19 protein-coding genes and 1 tRNA gene are annotated in these 22743 nt (G+C 38.6%); 8 read left to right on the plus strand and 12 right to left on the minus strand.

The window, feature by feature from the left end; genetic code table 11:
• Positions 1–19 precede the first annotated feature (19 nt).
• The 5 genes from HPE56_RS15740 to HPE56_RS15760 form a co-directional block, all read right to left on the minus strand.
• Entirely contained in the window at positions 20–1546 is a 1527-nt protein-coding gene (locus tag HPE56_RS15740) for a bifunctional GNAT family N-acetyltransferase/carbon-nitrogen hydrolase family protein (protein WP_188244711.1), read from the minus strand.
• 128 nt (positions 1547–1674) lie between these two features.
• Positions 1675–1995 carry a hypothetical protein gene (locus tag HPE56_RS15745; RefSeq protein WP_188244712.1) on the minus strand — a complete coding sequence of 107 codons (321 nt, stop codon included), beginning with the start codon at positions 1993–1995 and terminating at the stop codon, positions 1675–1677.
• Between the two features lie 2 nt (positions 1996–1997).
• Positions 1998–2972 (minus strand): deoxyhypusine synthase family protein, encoded by a 975-nt coding sequence (locus tag HPE56_RS15750; protein WP_109651746.1) that lies wholly within the window; start codon positions 2970–2972, stop codon positions 1998–2000.
• Positions 2962–3903, minus strand: a complete 942-nt coding sequence (gene speB / locus HPE56_RS15755) for an agmatinase (RefSeq protein ID WP_188244713.1) — start codon at positions 3901–3903, stop codon at positions 2962–2964. Before speB ends, HPE56_RS15750 begins: the two co-directional genes overlap by 11 nt.
• Before the next feature lie 27 nt (positions 3904–3930).
• Positions 3931–5388 (minus strand): arginine decarboxylase, encoded by a 1458-nt coding sequence (locus HPE56_RS15760; protein ID WP_188244714.1) that lies wholly within the window; start codon positions 5386–5388, stop codon positions 3931–3933.
• 448 nt (positions 5389–5836) lie between these two features.
• Here HPE56_RS15760 and HPE56_RS15765 point away from each other — a divergent pair, with 448 nt between their 5' ends.
• Positions 5837–6550: a hypothetical protein gene (locus tag HPE56_RS15765; RefSeq protein ID WP_188244715.1), complete on the plus strand. Its 714-nt coding sequence runs from the start codon at positions 5837–5839 to the stop codon at positions 6548–6550.
• A gap of 93 nt (positions 6551–6643) precedes the next feature.
• A tRNA-Arg gene (locus HPE56_RS15770) sits at positions 6644–6715 on the plus strand.
• 1298 nt (positions 6716–8013) lie between these two features.
• Here HPE56_RS15770 and HPE56_RS15775 read toward each other — a convergent pair.
• The 5 genes from HPE56_RS15775 to HPE56_RS15795 form a co-directional block, all read right to left on the minus strand.
• Positions 8014–9546, minus strand: coding sequence for a hybrid sensor histidine kinase/response regulator (locus HPE56_RS15775; protein ID WP_188244716.1), 1533 nt, complete (start codon positions 9544–9546; stop codon positions 8014–8016).
• Positions 9533–10030: a Rab family GTPase gene (locus HPE56_RS15780; protein WP_188244717.1), complete on the minus strand. Its 498-nt coding sequence runs from the start codon at positions 10028–10030 to the stop codon at positions 9533–9535. The genes HPE56_RS15775 and HPE56_RS15780 overlap by 14 nt, the downstream gene beginning before the upstream one ends.
• The gene (locus tag HPE56_RS15785; RefSeq protein ID WP_188244718.1) at positions 10017–10868 is read right to left on the minus strand and encodes a cell envelope biogenesis protein OmpA; all 852 of its coding nucleotides are present in this window, start codon (positions 10866–10868) and stop codon (positions 10017–10019) included. Before HPE56_RS15785 ends, HPE56_RS15780 begins: the two co-directional genes overlap by 14 nt.
• A gap of 22 nt (positions 10869–10890) precedes the next feature.
• The gene (locus tag HPE56_RS15790; RefSeq protein WP_188244719.1) at positions 10891–11247 is read right to left on the minus strand and encodes a fructose 1,6-bisphosphatase; all 357 of its coding nucleotides are present in this window, start codon (positions 11245–11247) and stop codon (positions 10891–10893) included.
• Between the two features lie 359 nt (positions 11248–11606).
• Positions 11607–12776: a TIGR03364 family FAD-dependent oxidoreductase gene (locus tag HPE56_RS15795; RefSeq protein WP_223170344.1), complete on the minus strand. Its 1170-nt coding sequence runs from the start codon at positions 12774–12776 to the stop codon at positions 11607–11609.
• A gap of 452 nt (positions 12777–13228) precedes the next feature.
• On the opposite strand from HPE56_RS15795, the gene HPE56_RS15800 reads away from it, so the two are divergent.
• From HPE56_RS15800 to HPE56_RS15820, 5 genes are all read left to right on the plus strand, one after another.
• Positions 13229–14101, plus strand: a complete 873-nt coding sequence (locus tag HPE56_RS15800; protein ID WP_188244720.1) for a UDP-2,3-diacylglucosamine diphosphatase — start codon at positions 13229–13231, stop codon at positions 14099–14101.
• Positions 14102–14110: 9 nt separating this feature from the next.
• Positions 14111–15118 carry a glycosyltransferase family protein gene (locus HPE56_RS15805; RefSeq protein WP_188244721.1) on the plus strand — a complete coding sequence of 336 codons (1008 nt, stop codon included), beginning with the start codon at positions 14111–14113 and terminating at the stop codon, positions 15116–15118.
• Between the two features lie 2 nt (positions 15119–15120).
• The gene (locus HPE56_RS15810; RefSeq protein WP_188244722.1) at positions 15121–16491 is read left to right on the plus strand and encodes a GH1 family beta-glucosidase; all 1371 of its coding nucleotides are present in this window, start codon (positions 15121–15123) and stop codon (positions 16489–16491) included.
• Between the two features lie 529 nt (positions 16492–17020).
• The gene (locus HPE56_RS15815; RefSeq protein ID WP_188244723.1) at positions 17021–17641 is read left to right on the plus strand and encodes a hypothetical protein; all 621 of its coding nucleotides are present in this window, start codon (positions 17021–17023) and stop codon (positions 17639–17641) included.
• A 52-nt stretch (positions 17642–17693) separates the two neighbouring features.
• Complete coding sequence (locus HPE56_RS15820; RefSeq protein ID WP_188244724.1) at positions 17694–20555, plus strand: CHAT domain-containing protein; 2862 nt, start codon at positions 17694–17696, stop codon at positions 20553–20555.
• On the opposite strand, the gene HPE56_RS15825 is transcribed toward HPE56_RS15820, so the two are convergent.
• Together HPE56_RS15825 and HPE56_RS15830 are read right to left on the minus strand one after the other, a co-directional pair.
• Positions 20535–21263, minus strand: coding sequence for a tetratricopeptide repeat protein (locus tag HPE56_RS15825; protein WP_188244725.1), 729 nt, complete (start codon positions 21261–21263; stop codon positions 20535–20537). The genes HPE56_RS15820 and HPE56_RS15825 overlap by 21 nt on opposite strands.
• 3 nt (positions 21264–21266) lie before the next feature.
• Positions 21267–21812, minus strand: a complete 546-nt coding sequence (locus HPE56_RS15830) for an RNA polymerase sigma factor (protein ID WP_188244726.1) — start codon at positions 21810–21812, stop codon at positions 21267–21269.
• A 113-nt stretch (positions 21813–21925) separates the two neighbouring features.
• Between HPE56_RS15830 and HPE56_RS15835 the strand changes: the two genes are divergently transcribed.
• On the plus strand, positions 21926–22735 hold the full coding sequence (locus HPE56_RS15835) for a DUF4412 domain-containing protein (RefSeq protein WP_188244727.1): 810 nt from the start codon (positions 21926–21928) through the stop codon (positions 22733–22735).
• Positions 22736–22743: the final 8 nt, after the last annotated feature.

Below are 22743 nucleotides of genomic sequence, written 5' to 3' on the forward strand. Positions count from 1 at the left end.
CCTGTACATTGAACAGGGTTTACTTTTTCCTTAATTCATAAAGGTCGGTTCTTCTATCCTTTAGATTATGCACCGCCCCGAATTGGTTAAGTTCCCTAAGTAGATCAATGTCCACGTCAGCGATAAGGATCATCTCGGTATTTGGGGTGGCTTCCGCCTTGATACCATTGGTAGGGAATGAAAAATCACAGGGTGTAAAAACCATCGATTGTGCAAATTGGATATCCATGTTCTGTACATTGGGTAAATTACCAACACTACCGGCTATCGCTACATAACATTCATTTTCTATGGCTCTTGCCTGCGCACAATTGCGCACCCTTGAATACCCATTTTGGGTATCGGTCAAAAATGGAACGAACAGTATATTCATGCCTTCATCGGCCAAAATACGGCCCAATTCAGGAAACTCAACATCGTAACATATTAGGATGCCTATTTTACCGCAATCGGTATCAAATGCCTTTATTTGATTGCCTCCCTGCATTCCCCATACCTTAGCCTCATCGGGGGTAACATGGATCTTCTCATAACGCTCCACACTACCATCCCTTCTACACAAATACCCCACATTCAATAAACGGCCATCTACGATTTCGGGCATACTACCGGAAATGATATTGATGTTATATGAAATCGAAAACTCAGAGAATTTTTGGACAATGGCTGTTGTATGCCCCGCCAGTTCGCGAATAGCGTCAGGGGTGGACAGATGGTTGTGATCGGCCATCAGGGGGGCATTGAAAAATTCGGGCATCATCGCAAAATCAGAACGATAACCCGAAACGGCATCCACGAAATACTCTGCCTGTTGCAATAAGGCTTCCAAATCTTTATAAGGCCTCATTTGCCATTGGATAAGCCCCAATCGTATAATGGTCTTCTTGGTGGCGGCTTTTTTAGAGGGTTTGTGATAATAAATATTATCCCACTCCATCAAAATGGCGAAATCGTTGGACGCCTCATCGCCTTCCAAATATCCTTTCATCACTTTGGCTGGATGAAAATCATTGCTGATCTGAAAATTGAGTACAGGGTCTTGGATTTCCTTCAACCGAACTTTTGCGATATACTCCTTAGGGGTAAGTTCTTCCGAATATTTATGGAAATTGGGCATCCGACCCCCAAAAACAATACTTTTTAGGTTCAGTTTTTCACAGAGTTCCTTACGGTAATCATATAATCTGCGGCCTAACCTGAGTCCACGAAATTCGGGTTTGATAAAAACATCTATTCCATATAACACATCCCCTTCATTGGTATGTGTATTGAAGGAATAGTTGCCTGTAATGTCCTCATAGGTATGATCGTCCTCATACAGTTCATAATCGACTATGATCGATAAGGCACAACCAGCCAATTGGCCATTGATCTTAATGACGACCTGCCCTTCGGGAAACTTGTCTACCAATAACTTAATTTGCTCCTCTTTCCAATACGAACCAGGCATATTGGTATAGGAAGAAAGCATTGCTTCCTTGAGTTCCTTGTAGTCTTCAAGGTCTAGGAACTTTAATTCAATATTTTCAATCTCTTCTATTTTCATTCTTGAATATGTGATAAGGTTAGCCTCATGTCCTTTATCGGGACACCGGCTTAATATCGTAAGGGAAGTCCCCTTTAAAAAGGGATTGGCTTGCGAAAATTTGAATGGGTTACCTAGGGTTATTCGTATTAATCGTCATCGTCATGTCCATCCTCTGACAAATCGGGATCGGGAACGGCTTCTGGATCATCGTCATCATAATCCTCATAGTCATCCTCATCATAATTCTCCATGGTATATTCCAATTTTGCACTGATCTTGACCAAATATTTGGTGTCCTCAGTCAAAACCTCCACAGCTTCTACCCTTTCGCCACTGGCATTTCTAAATGAAATGATATTACGATCGTCATAACCATCAGGATACCTTTCGACCAAAAGTTTGAGAACCTCCGGTGTCAGTTTTCTGAAATCGACTATTACTCTTTTTAAATGTGCGTGCTTGTCCATAATTACATGTTCAAAAGATAAGCAAAAATTAAAGGCGCCACAATGGTCGCATCACTTTCTATTATAAATTTTGGCGTATCCATATCGAGTTTCCCCCAGGTGATCTTTTCATTGGGTACGGCCCCCGAGTACGACCCATAACTTGTTGTTGAGTCGCTAATCTGGCAAAAATAACTCCAGAAAGGCGTGTCCGTACGTTCCATATCCTGATATAACATGGGTACCACACAAATTGGAAAATCACCCGCAATACCCCCACCTATTTGGAAAAACCCAATACCATTCTTTGAATTGTCGGTATACCAATCAGCCAAAAAGGTCATATATTCAATCCCGGACTTCATGGTACTCGCCTTAAGTTCCCCTTTTAAAACGTAGGAAGCAAAAATGTTCCCCATAGTACTATCTTCCCATCCTGGACAAACGATAGGTAGGTTTTTCTCTGCCGCGGCATACATCCAAGAATCTTTCAAATCTATTTCATAATACTCTTCCAATACCCCGGAAAGCAACATCTTATACATATATTCATGGGGTAAATAACGTTCACCCTTATCCTCGGCATCTTTCCAGATCTTAAATATGTGCTCTTGCAACCTGCGGAATGCCTCTTCCTCGGGGATACAGGTATCCGTAACCCGATTGAGTCCTTTTTCCAACAAATTCCATTCATCCTGGGGGGTTAAATCGCGATATTCCGGTACCCGTTTATAGTGCGAATGTGCCACCAGGTTCATAATATCCTCCTCCAAATTGGCCCCGGTACACGAAACGATCTGTACCTTATCCTGCCGAATCATTTCCGCAAAAATCTTACCTAACTCGGCGGTACTCATGGCCCCAGCCAAGGACACCAACATTTTGGAACCTTTTTTCAACTGATCCTCATAGCCTTTGGCCGCATCGACCAAGGCGGCGGCATTAAAATGCAAATAATATTTTTCAATAAAATTGGAAATAGCTCCTTTAGTCTTCATCCTCTTCAAATTTTGAATGGGTATTCCCCGATTTATGGTTTACATCATAGGTATTATCATAGTCATCATCAACATCTTCACCCATGAATTTATAACTTAGCATTTTGTAATACAACTTAGCCGCCAAAAAATCCGAAGATTTATCTTGGGCATTGGGGCATAGTTCAACAATGTCGAAACCAACAACGTTTTTCTCCTTATAGACCTGCTTCAAAAAATCCAGGGTTTCATACCAGAACAATCCTCCCGGTTCCGGTGTTCCCGTAGAAGGCAATATAGAGGGATCGAAAGCATCCAAATCAAAAGTAATGAACACATTATCGGTCATAAGGTCTACAACCTTATCCATCCAATATTCATCATTCACCATATCATGTGCGAAAAAGGTCTTTTCATCATCCATAAAAGTCTTCTCTATGGCGTCCATGGAACGAATGCCTATCTGTACTAGATTCGTTGACTGACTGGCCTCATGCACGGCACAGGCATGGTTACATCGTGTTCCGTCGTAAGACTCCCTTAAATCGGCATGGGCATCAATATGCAAAACCGTTAGATTGTCAAAGCATTCATTGAACGCCCTTATACTACCTATTGAGATAGAATGTTCCCCTCCAAAAAGCGTCACGAATTTATTGCGTTTGATGTACTCCTTGGTCACTTTATGTACGGCATCCACCATGGATTCGGGAGAATCGTTTTCAGTTACCGGATTGGTCAAATGAATCCCTTGTTTATACACCTCAGAATTGGTTTCAATATCATACAATTCCATGTTCTCCGATGCATCCAAGAATGCTTCCGGACCTTTATCGGCTCCTTTTCCCCAAGTGCTTGTACCGTCATAGGGCACTGGAATCAAAACCACTTTCGCAGTTTCCAATTGTGCGAATTCGTCGGTAATACCCGCGTAATTCTTCGTTGTACTCATGATTTTAAATATTAATTTATTGTTATACTACCCTTGTAAAGGAATTGTTTGTTCGTTAAGGACCTCTTCAATATTATGCACTGGCACATTATTGTCGTATCCCAGTATTTCCAACATCTGATCAGCTTTTTGCTGAGTCTTGAACAGTGTGGTTGTCAGCTCACCATTTTCATCCCTATCAATAATGATATGTTTGGGCTGTGGTATCAGACAATGCTGCAGGCCACCAACGCCCCCAATGGAATCTTGATACGCCCCAGTATTGAAGAAACCTATGTAAAGTGGTTTACTTTTACTGTATTTAGGCAAATAAATGGCATTCCTGTTCTGTTCACTATTGTAATAATCATCGCTATCGCAAGTGAGTCCGCCTAAAAGAACACGCTCATATTCATCATGCCAACGATTGACCGGCAACATGATAAATCGTTTATTGATGGCCCAAGTATCGGGTAGGGTGGTAATAAAAGACGAATCTATCATATTCCATTTTTCCCGATCATTCTGTTGTTTTTGATATAAGATCTCATATATGGCACCTCCGCTCTCTCCTACCGTAAAGCTTCCGAACTCAGTAAAAATATGGGGCACCGATACTTCAGCCTCTTGGCAGGCTATGTTGATCTGATTAATGATCTCATCGATCATATACTCATAATCATACTCGAAGGCCAAGGAATTCTTTATGGGAAACCCTCCACCTATATTAAGACTGTCGAGTGAAGGACACATTTTCTTCAATCGCACATAGACTTTTAGACACTTGGCCAGTTCGTTCCAGTAATACGCATTGTCCCGTATACCGGTGTTAATGAAAAAATGGAGCATCTTAAGTTCAACCTTCTCATTGTCCTTAATTTGGTTTTCGTAGAAGGGCACGATATTCTTATACCCGATTCCCAAACGGGAGGTGTAAAACTCAAATTTAGGCTCTTCTTCCGAAGCAATACGGATACCTACCTTAAAGTTGTCATTGACCACATCGGACAACAGATCGATCTCTTCATAATTATCGATGATAGGAATACAGTTGCGATGACCCGAGTTGATAAGGCGACCAATATTTTCTATATATTGATCACGCTTAAATCCATTACAGATAATATAAGCGTCATTCTTCAATTTACCTTTTTCCTTTAAGTTTTCAATGATATTGATATCAAAGGCGGATGACGTCTCTATATGGATGTCATTCTTTAAGGCCTCATGCATTACATGCTGGAAATGGGAACTTTTTGTACAATAACAATAGTTGTACTTTCCCTTGTAACCATTTTTTTCAATGGCCGTTGCGAACCAATTTTTGGCGCGCATGATATTTTCAGAAATTTTGGGCAGATACGTGAATTTTAACGGACTTCCGTATTTCTGAACGAGTTCATATAAGGGAATGCCGTGAAATTGCAGGTTATCGTTCTGAAGTGAGAACTCCTCTTGCGGAAAATCAAACGTTTGATCGATTAGATCAATGTATTTAGTGTTCATGGAACAATAGAATATTTAAAATTAATAGCAATAAAATTTTGGATAAAGGAATAGAACCTTTTATAAAAAGATCATTGAATTAAAATCAAATCATGATTTGTTCCGCCGTTGTAGGAATGAAAAAGTAATCGTGCTGGCTACAGACGATGGTAAGGGTCCTCACAGAAGTTAGCTTTAAATCCCGGTCACCCAATCCCTGGGCAGACAATGGGTATGACTTCCTAATCCCCATGGTCCCGAGCATATAAACAAGGTTCATTATGTTCAGCTAAAAGCCTTAAACCAAACTAATAAACGCTTAGTTTGATGGTACAAATAAAATCAAAAAAATTATAAAACAAGCTTTTTATAAAAAATACTTCAAAAATATTCCATTATTCCCCGAATCAATCCTAATCAATTCATTTATAGTGTTTTAATTATTATATTTAGTATTAAAAACCCACTTATGAAAACGAAAACAGCTATTTACCACTATTTCTTACTGGTATTCCTTTGTGCCGCACCTACAATCAATGCCCAGATTATGCCAGGTGTGTATTTTTCGGTGGCCAACGACACGGTTCACGAATTAAAGTTATCCGATCGGTATTTGATACATACGACCTATAAAAAATCACCTGCAAATTTCATAAAGACCGAAGGTGGGTTTTATCAAATTGAAGATCAACGTTTGGTGGTGCTCCTGGAATTCAATTCCAATTACGCCAAAGACCCCATTCGCCAACTGCGTATTCCATTTGAAAAGGATGGCAACAATTTGATTCTTGGAATGAAATCGGACATGAAGTTTAAGCCAAATGCAAAAATAAGCCAGGATTTGGATGGACAGTGGTTGTTCGGTGTACGGGGTCCTGATGAGGGACAGGAACGAAGGGGTGACAGCAAATCCCGTAAAACATTGAAATTTTTACAAGATGGCAGGTTTCAATGGATAGCCTATAATACCGAAACCATGCAATTTCACGGTACCGGTGGTGGCTCCTTTACCTCGAAGGATGGGGTCTACCAAGAAAATATCGAGTTTTTCTCCAGAGATAATTCAAGGGTTGGGGCCGAGCTCACATTCGAATACAAAATCAATGGGAATGACTGGCATCACCAAGGCAAGAATAGTAAGGGGGAGCCGATGTATGAAATATGGATGAGGCGGAACAACTAACCAAAAAGCCTTTGATAATAATACTTCTTAAATATTTACGATTGATAAAGTAAATTATTGCAAAAAACTTTATTTTTGCGCTCTTCTTATACTGGCCTCGTAGTTCAATGGATAGAATAGAAGTTTCCTAAACTTTAGATGCAAGTTCGATTCTTGCCGAGGTCACTAATTTTTAAGTGTTCATGTTCACCCCTCCCTTTAGTCAATCGAAGGTTTCAGACCTTTGTTTTAAATATAGGAAAATTAAAAAGGGATAACAGAAATTTCTTTCTAATTATCCCTTAAGGGGGAACGTAACAAACACAACCCTCATTACCTTTTAAAATGAATATAACCAACCCATAAAATTCATCTTATGATGGCTGGGTTATCGTAAAACAACCCTAATGATAAGTTTTCGACCTTTTCTCCGTATCTCATTCGATCAACGTTTCGAAAGTCTAAATTAATTTGGTCACAGCACGTTTTTAATAGACTCCAGCACAATCAATATACCCAAGAGTATCACCAATGCATCACCATTTACCTTCCTTTTCATAGCACTTTTTATTCGTCCACATGAACTAAACCCAGTCTACCAAAGTATTCCATTTTATGTTCTTGGTCCGATAAATCAAATTTTAACACGTCACTTAAAAAAACAGCGCCAATAAACAATTCCTCTTGGTTTAAATCAGGATACAACCCCTTCGTATTGTTGTGTCGATCAAAATCCATCTCCTTTGAACTGTTACCTATTAAATACTTAAAGCTCACTGATTTCCCCATTAAAGTTATATTCAAATTTTATAGTGCAATGGGCAACGGACGCATTGTCTTTCTGATCTAATCCTTTATTTTATTAAAAAAAGGCCCTGTAAACAGGGCCCTTAAACCAACCGACTAATTAAAACCTAAATTACTTTAATCACTATCAAAACCCGGGTTGGTTTTATCACTCCACTAAAATCGCCAATTAGATTCCAGTGGACTTAAACGGATAAAATGGTTAGTGTTTAGCATAGCATTTATCCTTTAAGGTTTATCGTTGTTTATGGCTTGAATGCCGAGATAAACAACAATTATATTTATCATCTACTTTTCATCATGTTATTCATTCTGTATTCCGCCTTTGTTTTCAACAATGCTTTCCGCTTTAACAAGGTGGTAGGCAGAATAATGCAAAGGGTTGTCATAAAAACCAACAAACTGATAACAAAAAAAATATCTACAAAAATCGATGTGTTCATGTGCGTTCTATAATTAATGTATCAGGGGTCTCATTTCTAATACAGGACAAATCTAAGGCGCAGTCATGGCTAAAGGGCTGAAAATAATGGATTAGAAATATATGTCGATAAAATGCATATTTTATCGATGAAATACATTCTTAACAAGATTTATCTTACTTTAGTGTTTATGAAGTGTGTTTCGCTTATGACAATAAGCCGTATAAAGTATAAATATGCAAAAAGGGTTGGATACTACTTAAGTAGTTTAACAATGGCTTTTAGCAGCTCATTAAAATCGAATGGTTTGGGTACCACCGCATTCATGCCCAACTTCAAATAATTATCGACATTATCTTCAAACACATTGGCCGTGACGCCGATAATAGGAATATTCTTGATGTTCTTAAAGGGAAATTCACGGATCAATTTGGTAATTTGATCACCGGAAACATTGGGCAGATCAACATCCATAAGAATAATATCATAGTTGTTGTTGATCACCGTTTCAAAAACCATGGCGCCATCATTGACCAAATCAATAAAAAACAGATTGGTATCCATAAGGGTTTTGAACAATACCATTTGTGTACGTTCATCATCCTCAACCAATAATACCTTATATTTTCTATCCCCTTTGAGCTTTGATATATCTACAGTTTTATTTTTGGTGTTTTCAATAGGCTTGGAAGCTAAATTCATAGCATAGGTCAAGGTAACGTCAAAGTAAAAGGAAGAACCTTTACCCGACTTTGATTCCGCCTTGATCTCACTACCCATGAGTTCTACCAATCCTTTGACTATAGACAACCCCAAACCGGCACCCCCTTTTTTACCTTCTTCCTCCAATTGTGTGAAACTCTCGAAAACAGTATTTATCTTTTCCGAAGGAATGCCAATACCAGTATCATTTACCTCAAATCTTAGACTTACCTTATTTGCCCTTTTCTGATTGAGTATTACTTTTAGGGCAATCGTGCCTTTTTCGGTGAATTTTATGGCATTATCCAGTAAGTTGGTGAGCACTTGGAACAATCGCAACCTATCCCCTTCGATAAATTCAGGTATTTTTTGATCATGATCCATCAAAAATGAAATGGATGTCCCTTTGGTTTTCGATGTATAGGTAAACGCAATAAGCTCTAGCAATTTTAACAGATTGAATACTTTGTTACGCAATTGCAACCTACCAGAGGCAATCATGCTTATGCTCAGAATATCATCGAGCAATAATCGTAAATTGGTATTCGATTCCTTAAGAAAATCAACCATTTGGTGCTGCGCATTATCCAAGTTGGTTTTTTCGAGCAGGTTGGTTATCGAAATTATACTTGTTAGCGGATTTCTAAGTTCATGGCTGAAATTCTGAATAAAGGCATTTTTGAAACGTTCCCGTTCTTCCAATTCAATATTCTTAAGAACCACCAATTCAGAATTAATGATGGATTCGTTCCTAGCCTGTGCGATTCGTTGATAGGAGACATAATGCTCGGTAAGGTCATAAATGACCAATAGCAGGTGGTTCTCTTTCTTTATAAACCGTATATCGGTAATCAATTCCATATCACCTTCCCCAAGGTGAACACAATTATAGGTCATCGAATCCTCCGTACTGTCCAGAATACTTGAGTAGGAAATAAAGAAAGGATGTACATCATAGATGAACCCATCCTGTTTCAACGTAATGAAAGTTTGATCACTTTCAAGAACCTTACCATCCAAGTCTATGACAACAAACTGAATGCTCTGATTTATGTATTGCTCTTTATATTGGCTAAGTAAGGTCATTCAATAGGGTAGCTAAATGGGTGAACATTTCGTTTACAGCATCCCCGGTTTTTGCACTGGTAAGGTAATTTGCTTCAATATTGTTGTCTTTTAAAAGACTTTGAAGCTCATCCTGGATTACCAAATCAATTTTGTTGCCAACGATGATCAATGGAGTATCGGGGGTTTTCTCGGCAACTATTTTTAAATCACTATTCAAATTCTGGAATGTGGAAGGTCGACTTACATCAAAAACGAAGACAACCCCATGGGTACCCAATAAGTATGCCTGCCGTATCATTTGCACCTCATCGGTACCTTCGAGATCCCAAATAATCAGTGAAATGGAATCATTCTCATTTACCTCAACAATTTTTTTGGTAATATGAACGCCAATGGTCACTTTATATTTATCGGAAAAACTGTCTTTTACAAATCGTTGGATCAATGATGTCTTACCGACACCGAAATGACCTAAAATTACAATCTTCTTAGATTTTTGCATTGCCAAAATATTCTGCTAGCTTTTTTTGAATCAGTTTACTGCTTATGGTGTCAACCGGCTGTTCGAGATGACGACTGGTATAGATGAGATCAAGGTTCATCTCCATGAAATTATGGTAAAAGTCGAAGATAATATCCTGAACCTTATCCTTTGCCTTTAAACTGTAGGCACCGGAAATCACCACTGCCACATAATAGTTGACGAAGCTTTGTATATGTATATTGTATAGTTCATATTCTATAAGTTCCAACTCCTGGTTTTTCTGATTAAAGGCATCCTCAACAAAGGTTTTTATGGCCGTGAGCATTCCTGAGATCATTTCCTCATCTATGGTTTCGGTTTTTGAAAAACTAGCTTTCAACAGACCTGAACCACGTTCGATCAACATTACCTGTTCAATTTTTTCCCCGCCTATATCATCAAGTAATAACTCTTTTTCCTTACTACCGCCAAAAAACGATCTTAATTTTCTTTTCCAGGCAGAAATAAAGCTCAGTTGGTTATCTATCTTTTCAGATAAAACCTTTATTTCCTGGGCCACATATTTTTTGACCATTTTACCCAACACGGGGTAAAGGGCGTCAACAACTTCGTCTTTGTGGTTTTGGATTTCCTTTTTTAACGTTGCGGTAATTGTCGGTCCGAGGGTATGCGGAATACTTTTGGTAAACTTGTCCAACTGTTCCTCCACAATGGGATCCACGCGGGAAGCGAATTTCTCCCTACTATTATAAGCTTGCTCCAACAGTTCGATGCGATTGGCAATTTTATCAATATCTTCACGATCCTCTGTGAACAAAATATCCTTAAGGATTTCCAATCTGTCTTTCTCGTTCATTCGAACTGCCCTTAAGATCTATTTATTTACTACTGACTTTTTCACCCAATTCAATGAGTAATTTACCCAAGGTTTCCTTGGCAACGCTTTTCCCGTCCAAGTCCTCCATCTTTGTGGCCAAACTGTTTTCCAGGTCGGTTATTCGAATATTCACATCGGTTGAAACATCATCAATTGATTTTCTTAAGTCGGTCCCGACCTCCTCAATCAAATCCTCCAAAATCTTTTTCTTATTGAGGATATCTTCCTTTAAAGCCTCGAACTCTGCGTCATAGCTCTGGATATTATCACCAAAAATGAGGTTTTTTATCGCTTCTATCTTTGAGTCCGGGTCTTGCTTTCCGTGTAGATTAATTACAGGTTTTTGATCCTTTGACATTATTGGTTTTATTTAACGGGTTTTAATATAGTAATTGGCTATTGAATTCAATCAAATATCGAGCACATTCAATTTCATCAAAAAATAGGGAATAAAATCCCCTAACAAATGAAATATAGTGTTTTCAAGCTAGTTTTCAAAGATATAACAAATTAGGTTTCCTATTTTGATTTATCCTTTTTAAAGCTATAGCCGAAAAATAATCCCTATTTGTTGGTGGTAAAACCGACCTTTTAAAAAGCTGTTATTCACGCGCAACGATTTACTTCGAAGAATATCATCATGTAAAAGCCCCTGGTATTTTTAGTAAACCACTGGTATCACATTGATTGACCATTAATAAAAAAATCGATACGTCCCTATACGTGTCTTAGATTGAAAATTTGATGAATATTGGCCTTTGCGAATCCTGCGCTTCCGGTCAACCCTTTTCTTCCGATTCCCGTAACGATATGGATATTGTCGTCTATGGTCGCTTGATAAACATCCGCCGATTTACAATGGGAGAACAAACCGTACCATCGCCTTTGTATTTCGTATGTGGGCAAATCAATAATCCTCTTGGCTTCTTGTTGTATGTAATTATCAACATCCATATCCAGGTCCGTTCCCAAGGTATCTATTTTAGATACATAAACCGATTGCTGTGACTCCCCAAGAATAATTGATCCGTCGACGGACTGCTTAAAGATGATCTGCACTCCACATTTCTTTCCCACAGAACTGAACTTTTCCCCTGATTTCATCCCAGTATACGAGGGGCATTCTTGAAAAGCCCCATAGGAGCGTATTGCCCGTCCAGTAAATATTGAACTTGGTAATCTATACTTCTGCTGCGACTTGGTCTGCATCATTTGCAGTTTTGACACCACTAAATCACTTTCACGGAACAATTTCGGATACAAGGTCTTAAAGTCAGTACCATTACAAATGATAACCTTTGCCGCCGATAATGATTTATTGTTCGAGCATTGTACCTCTATCCCATTAGATAAGGCCATACAATCGATTACCGTACAATTTGAAAAAAGGACCAACCCCACTGCCTTTAAATATTTATGTAATCTATTGATCATAACCCGTGGCTCTACCATTATCTCCTCGGGGAAAAAAAGTCCGGATGTAACATAGTCCTTACGCAAACCCGGATAAGAGTTGAGACATTTCTTTTTGGTCAATAGCACGGAGGGGTAATCATTGTCCTTGTTAATTTGATGCAGTTCCACCAGCAACTGTTCCTCTTTAGGGTTGGATGCAAAATATACGCTACCTTCTTGGCGTACACTAATATCGAACTGTTGCTGGATTTCCTTATAAACCCTTAAACTCTCCCTTCCGAAAAGCTGCCATTTACTATTCATCCCTGAAGGCACTATTTGCCCAAAGTTACTTATAGTGGCTCCTTGCGGCGTATTATCCCTTTCTATCAACGCCACCTTCAATCCTCTTTCGAGGGCATGATAGGCATGAAAGGTTCCTAGAACCCCGCCTCCTACCACGATAAGGTCATATTGTGGTTGTATCGTCATATACCAGTCCTTTAAGTCTTACCATCGGCCATCGCCGACCCAAAATACCCACAATCGAAATATTCCAAAGTCAACACAAATACATGGTCAATAAAATTCCATATCCCTACCTCCTAATATTGAAACGCGATTGAATTGGCCCTCCCAGGCCATTGTAATAAACAATATTCATGAATATTATTCTGAAAAATAATTTTTCCAGGTTATAAGATGGTTATAAAAAAAGATGTAAGAAGTCTATTGTTAAACATTGCCTAACCTAACTTTAAGATAGACTTTACAGCAATATCAAAATTTATTCGAAACCTTTGGTATAGTTGAAGTCCTGACTATGAAGAATATTCCAGTTTCGCTTGCAACATTCCTATTCGATTTTCTTCTGGATCGTATGGGCACTTACGGTTCACCCCTAAAAGTGAAGAAAAACAACCAACCAATCCGACCCCGTTCAAATGAAAAAAAGACCTATTGAAATTGTGGTCATTTCCGATGTGCATCTAGGCACTTACGGTTGCCATGCCAAAGAACTATTGAAGTATTTAAAGTCCATCAAACCGAACCAGGTCATCCTCAATGGGGATATTGTTGACATCTGGCAATTTAGCAAACACTATTGGCCAAAATCGCACATGAAGATCATCAAGCTTCTATTGCAATGGGTTGCCAAAGGGGTAAAAGTGCAATACATTACCGGGAACCATGATGAAATGCTTCGAAAATTCTCAGGTTTTAAAATGGGTTCGTTCAGTATCGCTAACAAGGAATTGCTTAACATTCATGGTAAAAAGGCATGGATATTCCATGGGGATGTATTTGATGTTACCATGCGACATTCCAAGTGGATCGCGAAACTTGGGGCTATGGGTTACGACTTTCTGATCCTCCTGAACAGTGCCGTAAACTTTGTTTCCAAAAAAATGGGCAAAAAACCCGTTTCCATGTCCAAAAAAATAAAAAACGGGGTGAAATCGGCCATAAAGTTCATCAGTGATTTTGAGCAGACCGCAGCGGATATCGCCATTGAAAAAGAATTTGATTATGTTATCTGTGGACATATACACCAACCTGTTATTCAAAAGGTAACCACGACCAAAGGTTCTGTCATGTACTTAAATTCCGGTGACTGGGTTGAAAACCTTACCGCCTTGGAATTCTCCCAGGGCAAATGGGAACTATACAGATATGATGATGACATTGCCATACATTCCCGAGACATGGAAGTTTTTGAACCGACCGAATTATTGGAAAAAAATGAACTGTTTGAACGTTTGATGCTCGAGTTCCAAACCATTTCGGTGCCTAGCGGCAATGTAAAAACAAAGTAGGCCGATTCAATGAAAATACTATACGCAATTCAAGGTACCGGCAATGGTCATTTAAGCCGAGCAAGGGACATAATTCCCGAACTACGTAAAAGAAAGATCGCCCTCGATATTTTGGTCAGTGGTACCCAGGCCGATGTCAAAATCCCTTATCCCATTAAATATCAATTAAAAGGCCTGAGTTTTATCTTTGGAAAAAAGGGGGGTGTGGATATGTGGCGGACCTACCTTAAAACCAACGCTGCCCAATTACAGAAAGAAATAAGGAATCTTCCGATTACAGATTATGACCTGATCATTAATGACTTTGAGCCCGTGTCGGCATGGGCATGCAAATTAAGGGATAAACCGTGTGTTGGTTTTAGCCATCAGGCGGCAGTAATTGCCCCCAACACTCCAAAACCCCTAAAGAACGATCTTTTAGGAAAAATGATCTTAAAAAAATATGCTCCTACGAGCCATGCCTATGGGCTGCATTTCAAGGCCTATGGGGACCACATATTCACCCCTATCATTCGTAAGGAAATCAGAAACTCGACCAGAACCTTGGGTGATTATTATACGGTTTACCTTCCCTCTTACAGCGACGAAAAAATATTGAAGATGCTTTCCAAACTGAAAGGCGTAAAATGGGAAGTATTTTCTAAACATACCCTTACGGGCTTCCTTTTCAAAAACATAACCGTTCGTAAAATCAATAATGAGGCCTTTATACGAAGCATGGCCAATTGCAGGGGTATTCTTTGCGGTGCAGGTTTTGAAACCCCTGCGGAGGCCCTTTATCTAGGAAAAAAATTGTTGGCAATACCCATGAAAGGGCAATATGAACAACAATGCAATGCCATGGCCCTTAATGAAATCGGGGTTCCCACTATGAAATCATTAAAAATGAAACATTTGGAAGTTTTGGGAAACTGGGTTGAAACAGATCATAAAACCAATATTCACTATCCGGATATTACGGCCAATATTGTTAATCAGATCCTTCAAGAAGCTTCCGTCGGCCAAATGCATTACTAAATTTGACACCACCAAATCCAAATTTTTCGGACTACGGATTAAAAGCATCCGATTTTGGCCCCGATTTTATTTGGGGGGTATCCACTGCCGCCTACCAAATTGAAGGTGCCTACAACAGTGATGATAAGGGCGAGTCTATATGGGACCGCTTTACCTCGGACAAAAAAAACATTCATCAAGGCCAAAATGGGCAAATTGCCTGTGACTTTTACCATCGGTACAGAGAAGATATCCTTTTAATGAAGTCGATGAACATTCCCCATTTTAGATTTTCATTATCATGGTCAAGACTAATGCCGAAAGGTCAGGGTACCCTAAGTATTGCCGGAATAGATTTTTACAACCGAGTTATTGATTTCTGTCTCGAATGTGGCATAACCCCTTGGGCAACCCTATACCATTGGGATCTGCCCCAAGCCTTGGAGGAAAAAGGCGGATGGACCAATAGAGCCATTCTTGGCTGGTTTGAAACTTATGCTCGACATTGTGGCCAAGCATTCGGAGATCGAGTAAAACACTGGATTGTCCTGAACGAACCTATGGTTTTTACCGGCGCAGGGTATTTTTTAGGGGCGCATGCTCCCGGCAAAAAAGGCTTGGGGAATTTTCTGCCTGCGGTTCACCATACAACCCTATGCCAAGCATTGGGAGGCAAGGTTTTACGTGAAGCGGTGAAGGAAGGTGTAATTGGTTCCACATTCTCGTGCTCCATGATAACACCATATTCCAGAAAAAAAAGGGATCTAATGGCCGCAAAAAAAGCAGATGCATTATTGAACCGTTTGTTCATTGAACCTTGTTTGGGTTTGGGCTACCCGACCGATGACCTAAGTATCCTAAAACGTATGGAAAAATACCAAAAGGTAGGGGATGATAAAAACATGGTTTTCGATTTTGACTTTATAGGCATTCAAAATTATACCAGAGAGGTCGTAAAACACAGTTTTACCGTACCTTATCTAAGGTCAAAACTCGTAAATGCGACCAAACGAAACGTACCCACTACGTTGATGGATTGGGAGGTATATCCAAAAAGTATCCACGCCATGATATCCCAGTTCAATGCCTACAAAGGGATAAAAAAATTGATTATCACAGAAAATGGTGCCGCTTTTGAAGATACGGTCCTCAACGGTCATGTCGATGACCCTAAAAGACTTTCCTATCTACAGGAATATATCAAGGAAGTGTATAGGGCAAAAAAAGCGGGCTTGGTGATACATGGGTACTTTATATGGACATTTACCGACAACTTTGAATGGGCCGAAGGGTATTATCCAAGATTTGGTCTTGTACATAACAACTTCAATACCCAAAAAAGGTTGGTCAAGACTTCCGGCAAATGGTATTCAACTTTTCTGGAAGGTCATTGAACTTATGTCCTATCCAAAAAAAGGACATAAAAAAAAGCCAATGTCGCCACCAGCTTTAACTAAACTAACTCAAACAAAGAACGTCTCCTCCCGAAAGAGGCCAAGCAAAAATAAAGAAACAGGAAAGTTTTGGTGTTAGGTGATTTTGAACCTTAGGTTAAGTTTATAATTTCAAAACCTAAGCAAAACGTTTGACCCTAATTAAAAAAACAAGTGGCTTTGCAATACGCTCAAGGGGTCAGACCTTTCACTTTATATCCCAGCGCGAAAACCCAGGAATTGTATCTTTCATCCTAGAAGGGTCCAGGTCGTAAATCTTCATGATAGTACCCTAATCAGAAAACCAATCTAAGCTTCCCCTTATTATACCATCGTGCGGATTTTATCACGCTATGGTACATATAACCAACAAAATCAATCATTTACGTGCTGAATATTAATTTAATTTCCTAAATTAATTGCGGAAAAACGTTAACATTCCAAAAACAAAAAGGACTAACAATAAACAATCGTATCTAACATGAAAAAAATGACAGTATTAACCCTATTCCTGACCGTTGCAACACTAGTATCCTGTAGCAACCATGAGACAACTGAAGATGAACTAACTTCTGTGAATTCCAAAACCTCAAAAGATCAAGCCGATGAACCTATTTACGGCCATCAATTCTATTATGCGAGTACGGAGATTGAGATCAATAGGTTAAAACTGCAAAAAACAAAACTTGTAGCTGAATTTGAAAACGGCAACAAAGTGGTAATGGAACAAATAGAAAAAATACAAAAGGATATTAAAAAATTAAAAAGATTCAATGAATCATTACTCTTTATAAAAAGGCCTAAGGGATCTAAAGGCCCAATGCCACCAAAACCTTGCTTAATAGATGATAGAAGTAATTGTATTCCTCGACAGAACCTATCTCCAAATACCGTAATCGTATTGGGTGAAGAATTGATCGTTACCAGTGTTCTTATAAAAAACAACAAGGAAGAATCGGTTGACACCTCATTTCAGTCCATAAAAGACGAATATGGTCAAAGTGCCCTGCAGTTAAAAACAAGCTTGGAAGGAGAGGGCATAATGTACACAACACTAAAATCAGAAGCCGTCGGTGAGATTACTATCCCCACTCCCGTAGTTTACGAATAAATTGCTTGAAATCAGTATATTTAAGCTCTCCGCCAAAAGGAGGGCTTTTTTTATGAAGTATCTAGTAGCAGTAGTACTCCAAATCGGTATCTTTCTTTGTTTTCAGTGTTCCAATGCACAATCTTCAGAGTTGGAACAGGCATTTAACAATGCCTATGATTATCATTATACCAATAAAGATAGCGCCTACTATTTCTATAATAAGACAATTGCTTTAGGGGATAAGCAGAATGAACTGGAATATATGCTCAGTGCATACATTTATTTAATGAATGCCAACGGGTACTATTACGATTTAAAAAATTATCGAAAAAACTTAAAAAAAGAAGATAGCCTCTTACGTTATGATAAGCGTTTCAAAACCTTATCGAACATCGATTATTATACAGATTACCTGCTTTTTGATAAAGGAAATTACCATTATAAAATAAAGGATTACACCACGGCTAAAGGGTATTTTCAAAAACTCTTTGCCAAACTCAATGCAATACCCAAAGCCCAACGTAATCGTAATGATTTGGCCACCCTATCAAGCCTGTACAGCTTTCTTGGGGCTATCTATAAACATACGGGCAAATATGAATTGGCGGAGTATCACTTTAAAAAAGACATTGCATTGGTATCCACCTACAAGGATAGTATGGATGATTGGAAGACTTCCTCAATGAACTCCAAAAAATTACTATCCCAGGTGTATGAGGACAAAAAAGATTTTAAGGCAGCAAACCTATTGTTGACCGAAGCTTTATCCTACTATAAATCACAAATAAAAGACCCAAGCTTTAAGAACAGGATCCTCTCTACCTATATTCTATTGGCCAAGAATTATATCATACAAGGGAATTTCAAATCGGCCATTGCCACTTTGGACGAAAGTGCTTACCTCTATTTTGAAGACAACCCATTTTCAAGGGAGGTAGACTTAATTTATGGGGATGCCTATATGGGTTTAAAAGAATACGATAAAGCCGAGGCCTATTATCATGCCGGATTACTGAAAATAAAAGCGTATCGCGAGAATCAAAAGCATCAAGATATGGCGATGGTTTATACAAGATTGGGTAAGGTGTCTTTAAGGCAACAGAAAATACCAGAAGCTTTAACGTACTATCAAATGGCATTGATGCAGTTGGAAGAAGATTTTAACGACCCCGATTATGCATCGAATCCCGATCCGGACAAGGTACTTTCGAAAACAATCTTGGTCACGGTCTTAAAAGAAAAACTTAATGCCCTCTATGAAAGTTATACGATTACCAATGATATTGAATATTTAAAAAAAGCAAATAGCACTTCCAAAACCATTATAAAAACCTTGGATGTTTTACGACCGGAATTTGAAAGTAAATTAGATAAGGAGTTTTTAAATACGGAAACCTATCCTACGATTCAGACCATGGTCCGTATTTCGTATGAATTATTCCAACAGTCTAAAGAAAACAGCTATATCGAGGATGCTTTTTATTATATGGAAAAAAGCAAGAGCATTACACTTTTGGAGGCTCTTAGGAATTCGGAAGCCACCAAATACGGGAACATACCTGATGACATGATCAGTGAGGAGCAAATTTATCGGGCTAAAATATCCCATTTCGATGAAGAGATCTTCAACTCGGATCCAAACGATAAAGCCGCCTTGATCGACTCCTTGTTCCTAATCAAAAAAGAGTACTATGAATACATCGCAAAAATAGAACATGACTACCCCAAATACCATGCTTTAAAGTATAACGCTGATGTCGTTTCCACACAAGAAATAAAAAATGAATTACATCCAAATCAATCGGTCCTTAGTTATTTGGTTACCGATAATTCGATATTCCTTACATTACTAACCCATGAAAATGATGCTTTTTATAAGTTGCCATTTAACGAAAACCTTAAAAAAACAATTACCGATTATTACCGACAGCTATCAATGCCAAATATCGAGGACAGAACAAGCTATAGCATAAATAGTAATCTTATCTATAAAGCTATCATTGAGCCTGCAATGGATAACAATAAGTCTACAGATATTGTAATCCTTGCTGATGATGTCCTAAATTATATTCCTTTTGATGTACTGCAAACAGATTCAGGAAATGAGAAATCCTATTTACTTTATAAGTATAGCATTAGTTATGCGAGTTCGGCGACATTATACTTGGAACAAAGCAAAGCGAACCTAAAAAGTAGTAACAAGCTGATGATCTTTGCGCCTAATTTCAACAGATCGGTCTCGGGGATAAAAGCGGATCGGGAAAGGTTTGACAAGGGGCCATTAATTTATAACGTTCAAGAAGCAAAGAATATTTCCGAGTATTTCAAGGGAACGATTTACGATGGGAATAGGGCGAGTATTGCAAATTTTCAAAAGGATCTTGATGCCTATAATTTGATTCACTTTGCAACCCACGCATCCGCCAATGATGAATTTCCCGACTATTCCTATTTAGCCTTCGAGGATACGGGGAACACCTCCAATTTATTATATGCAAAAGATTTGTACAATTATCATATCAATGCCGATTTGGTGACTTTAAGTGCATGTGAGACCGGTTTCGGAAAACTACAAAAGGGGGAAGGAATGCTTAGTTTGGCGAGAGGGTTCAATTATGCGGGTGTACCCGCAATAGTCACTACCTTATGGAAAATAAACGATCAGAGCACCTCTGAAATAATGAAATTCTTTTACGAGAACCTAAGTAACGGGTTAAACAAAAAGGAAGCCTTGCGACAAGCAAAACTAAGGTACTTAAATTCAAATGACGATGCGCTATTAAGACACCCGTACTATTGGTCCGGTATTGTAATAACAGGTAATACGATGCCCTTAAACAGTACGGATTATTTGTTGTGGGCAATCGTAGCCCTTATTGCACTGCTACTTATCTGGTTGCTATACAAAAAGTCAATTAACCGCGTCAAGTAGTTTTTGGGCTTCCGTAGTTTTATACTTTCCTTCTGAGATGACCTTTTCCAATGTTATCCGGGCATTAGGCTTATCGTTCATTTTTAGATAAGCAAGGGCTAGATACCAGGTTGTTTTTTCCGTTAAGGTATCATTGGTCTTTAGATGCTCCAACAATAGCGGAACCGCTTCACTGGGCTTTTCCAATTTTAGCAAGGCATTGGCCTTGTAAAATAAATAATAAGGTTCTTTAGTGGTCGAATACAAATTTGAAAACAAGGATATCGCGATATCATACTCTCCTCTTTCATAAGCCAGGAAAGCAAGGGTCTTTTCATCTTGATACCCATCACCCCTTTGCAGTGGTTGTACCACATTCCGGTAGGGTTCAAAATAGCTGGCAAAAAGATCGTCGGTAGAAACCTTTTGATCCATGGTTAAAAAATAGGTTAAACCCACCAACAGTAACACACTGGCGGCTGCCAACCATTTTATATAGGAACGTCTCGTTATTGGTTTTTTAATTTTGGCTTTCGATTCCAATTCCGAGATCAAATCCCTAAAACGATCATCATCCTCCCTTTGGATAGCCTTCTTCAAATTGGCCTGTAAGGTTATTTCTTTCTGAAAATCAATGTCATTTTGCAAGAGTTCATCCACCATCACCCTTTCTTCCGGTGAAAGTCTATTCTGTACATATTTTTCAATTAAATCTTCTTGCTTCGACATAGGCTATGATTTAATCATGTCTTTCAGGGTTTTTAAGCATCTGGATTTCTGACTTCTAACTACACGGCCATCCGTATAATCCGTATGCTCCACAATTTCATCAATATTTAGTCCCCTAGAATAGAACAAGGTTAACATCTCCTGGCATTTTTTTCCTAATCTTTTAAAAAAGGTCTGTAATAAAACCTGTTCATGACTTAATTCCTCTTCCTCGATATCAGTAGCGATCAATTCAATCGTATCGTGAATACCAGGGTTGTTAGGTTGGTATTCGACTGTTTTCTTCTTTTCCTTCAACAAATCATAGATCATAAATTTTCCAATCCCAAAAAGATACGTTTTCAAAGAGCTTTTCACTGTTGCCAATTTACCATTCAAAGCATGTTTCCGAAGCGCAATGAAGGCTTCCTGGTAAATATCACAAAGATCATCATGTGACAAACCATACTTTTTCCCAAAATTCAAAAAAGCATCCCTATGGCTATTATAGAGTTTTCCCACCTCTATTTGATTACCATGTACCAACGCTTTTATGTGATTTTCTTCCATCTACCTTTTAAGAACGCCAAGGGTGAATTTATAGCAAAGTTAATTTTTTAAAAGAGAAATGTTAACAATGCATTTTTTGACATGACTAAAGGTAAATGAAAAACATAATAATCATGAAAAAAATAGCGATCACGGTATTTTTCTTACTTGCATTTATAGGAAACGTACAACAGGCAGAAGCCCAATTCTTTAAAAAACTAAAAGAACGCGTTAAGGAAAAGGCCGAATATGTAGTTGTGGAAAAAACATCGGACAAGGTTGCTGAAAAGGCATCAAACTCATTGGATAAGGCTTTTGAAATCAATCCTTTTTCAATGGGAAAGGGAAAAGCAGACCCTACCCTAGTTCCTGACTCCTATGACTTTAGTTGGAAATACTCCTTAAACATGAAGACCAAAGATGGGGACATTGTATTTCACTACTTTCTTCAACCCGGGCAGCCTTACTTTGGTTTTACCACCCCACTAATGGAAAGTATGTTCACCGTGATGGACAACGGGCGTAAAATTACGGTAATGTATATGCAATCCGAAAAAAGCCCTGCAATTATGGCGAATAGCATGCCTGATGACCTGGATATTGAAGAAGCGAACGATGAATCCGCAACCTTCGGTTATGAATCTTTACCTGATAAAGAAATCATGGGATATACCTGTACCGGGGTTAAAGCCACGAACGACCGCTATGAAATCAGTATGTATTTCACGGCAGATGCCCCCGTAAGTTTCAATGACATCTATAAAAACCAAAATAAAAACATACCGGCCGGACTAGAAAATTATTTCGGTGAGGACGATTATGTACTGATGCTGGAAATGCAAATGACCGATCTTAAAAAGAAAAAAAGGAGTGCGACCATGGAATGTATCGGTCTTGAAGAAGTTCAAAGAACCATAATCAAATCAGATTATAATATCAGGTAAGCAAAACC

The organism is Maribacter aquimaris (assembly GCF_014596745.1).
GTDB classification, from domain to species: domain Bacteria; phylum Bacteroidota; class Bacteroidia; order Flavobacteriales; family Flavobacteriaceae; genus Maribacter_A; species Maribacter_A aquimaris.